Source organism: Mesorhizobium sp. WSM4845 (assembly GCF_055811455.1).
On the sequence record NZ_JBVVQA010000072.1, the window covers coordinates 1 to 2,228 of the forward strand.

The 2,228-nt window shown below is 56.8% G+C and carries 3 protein-coding genes and 1 pseudogene; 2 read left to right on the forward strand and 2 right to left on the reverse strand.

Annotation, left to right across the window (positions count from 1 at the left end; genetic code table 11):
- A partial coding sequence (locus AC0L2C_RS33995) for an IS3 family transposase (RefSeq protein ID WP_473525506.1) occupies positions 1–297 on the forward strand: 297 nt, incomplete at its 5' end.
- Between the two features lie 65 nt (positions 298–362).
- Positions 363–784, forward strand: a pseudogene (locus AC0L2C_RS34000) (helix-turn-helix domain-containing protein); the annotation flags it as partial.
- A gap of 54 nt (positions 785–838) precedes the next feature.
- Here AC0L2C_RS34000 and AC0L2C_RS34005 read toward each other — a convergent pair.
- Together AC0L2C_RS34005 and AC0L2C_RS34010 are read right to left on the reverse strand one after the other, a co-directional pair.
- On the reverse strand, positions 839–1,576 hold the full coding sequence (locus AC0L2C_RS34005; protein ID WP_473525507.1) for an aspartate/glutamate racemase family protein: 738 nt from the start codon (positions 1,574–1,576) through the stop codon (positions 839–841).
- Between the two features lie 436 nt (positions 1,577–2,012).
- The coding region (locus AC0L2C_RS34010; protein ID WP_473525508.1) for an aminotransferase class I/II-fold pyridoxal phosphate-dependent enzyme at positions 2,013–2,228 on the reverse strand (216 nt) is incomplete at its 5' end.

The following is a 2,228-nucleotide window of genomic DNA, read 5'->3' on the forward strand; positions in this document are numbered from 1 at the left end:
CCAGATCGACGATCTCCTGCCTTGGGTCTACATCAACAAGCTCGAGCTCAAGGCTGTGGCCTAAGAACACCGCTTACCTTCATGCGAACGCTGAAGGAGGAGGAAGCCGACGGCGGAGCCCATCGCGACATCGACGATGCAAGGAACCGGATCGGCGAATTCATCGACGCCGTGTACAACAAGCAGCGCCTACATTCCGCGATCGATTATCAATCGCCGGATGAATATGAAGCCGGCCTAATGCGATTGCGGCGGGAAGCCCCTGCGGCAATCGCAGAAACGGAGAACTGTTACTGATCTCTGTCTCACCCGAGGGGTGCACTTCAATGGGTAACACTTTTGGCTTTTGGCCGGAGGTGTTGATGCCGTGGAGAGAGTGTTCGGTTATGGAGGAACGTCTTCGTTTCGTGGCGCGTCTGCTCGAGGGAGAAGGCACGAGCGATGTGTGCCGGGAGTTCGGCATCTCGCGCAAGACCGGCTACAAGATCTTCAATCGCTACAAGGATAAGGGCCTTGCGCCCTGACGGACCGCTCGCGCCGGCCGGTGCGCTATGCCAAACAGCTGCCGGCCCAGATTGATCGGATGATCGTGGAAAGCAAGCGGGAGAAGCGGCATTGGGGCGCCAGGAAGATACGCGAGTTGCTGGTGCGCAACCTCGCAGGCGAGGTGCTTACCCCGGCCAAGAGCACCGTTCATGCCGTGCTCGATCGCCACGGCCTTGTGAGCCAGGCCCGCAAGAGGAACCGGGCGAACAAGGCCGTGGGCACGCCGCTGTCAGAGGCGACGTTCCGCACGCCCTGGATTCAATGTGCCTTGCAGAGTTGTCGACCGCGAGCGTCATCCGAGCCACGGCAACATAGGACCCCCACGCCAATTCGGTACACTTTTTTCCCCCAGCGCAACGGCTAGAGCATACTTTGCGAGCAATCGGGTTGAATCTAAAGTAGGAAGCGGAGACTGTTCCGACGAGATGAGAAGCGGAATTTCAGTACAGCCGAGAACGACAGCATCGCAGCCCCTAGACTTTAGATTGCCTATAATTCGAACGTGCTGCTTGTGGGCCGCGTCAGTGAATATCCCATTGCAAAACTCTGAAAAAATAACTTCGTTTATATAGCTTCGATCGCGTTCATCAGGAGCTATAGCAGACAGGCCCTGACTCTGAGCAGCCCTGAAGTACATCTGCTGCGTCATTGTCCACTTCGTACCTAGAATACCGAGCTTTCGATAACCTCTTTCGGCTGCTTCTTTCGTGACTACATCAGCGATGTGCAGCCCCGGCAAGGCCAAATCAGGACCATCCTGTTCGAGGGCGAGATGAGCAGTATTATCAGGACAAACGAAGAAGTCGCAGTCTGCCGCGCTTAGTCGTCCAATTGACTTGGCAAGGGTCGCTCGTACGACCGAAAAGTTTTCCCGCTCCCAGTCAGGTATGCTGGTCCCCATCGAAATCGCGTCCATCGTTACGTCGGGATGCAAGTGGTTCCCCAGTTTAGACGCCCCCGCGTGGCAAAGCGTTAGATAGCAGAGTGCGGAACCTTCGGCACTGTGTGCTAGAATGCCAACATGTTTCATGAAGCGTGCGCCTGAATTTATTTTACCATTGGACGAATCGGTCGTTTGGAAGTCAGGTTAGGAGTGCATAGCGCAGTTTCTTGTCGTTTTAGGAGGATTCGGCTTTTAGAAGTGGCGTTTTGTGCGACTTTTGCGCCGGATTATGATCTGCCGGCCAAGTGACCGCCGGATGTGAGTGTTCCGGTTCTTGTTTCCGCCCGGCAATCGGAGGGGATTATCAGAGGCTACTGCGCGACACTCGACGAGGAAGCTGGGGCTGCCAATCGCGATTTGCATGTCTGTAAAATTGGAACGCCAAATCGGTTCCGCACTCGTCGCCCCGGCTCCCCAAGTGCGGCCGCAAAACCTCGATCGATCTTGCCGCACCAGGCGGGTGCGCGCATCTTCGATCCAATCGGAGCTCGTGGACATCGACAAGGGGCTACACCATGCTAAATTAGACGGCTCCCAAGTCCCTGCCTACCTCCCAAAAGGCTTTGATCGCGCGATCTACATCGGCCTCCATGTGGGCCGCCGACATCTGGGTGCGGATGCGCGCCTGGCCCTTCGGTACCACCGGAAACGAGAAGCCGATAACATAGATGCCGCGCTGCAGCATGCGCGCCGCCATCTCCTGCGCCAGCGTCGCATCGCCGAGCATGACCGGAACGAT

Excerpts from the sequence above, each read along its gene's own strand:
- AC0L2C_RS34005 (WP_473525507.1), bottom strand. The coding sequence starts at position 1,576 with ATGAAACATGTTGGCATTCTAGCACACAGTGCCGAAGGTTCCGCACTC.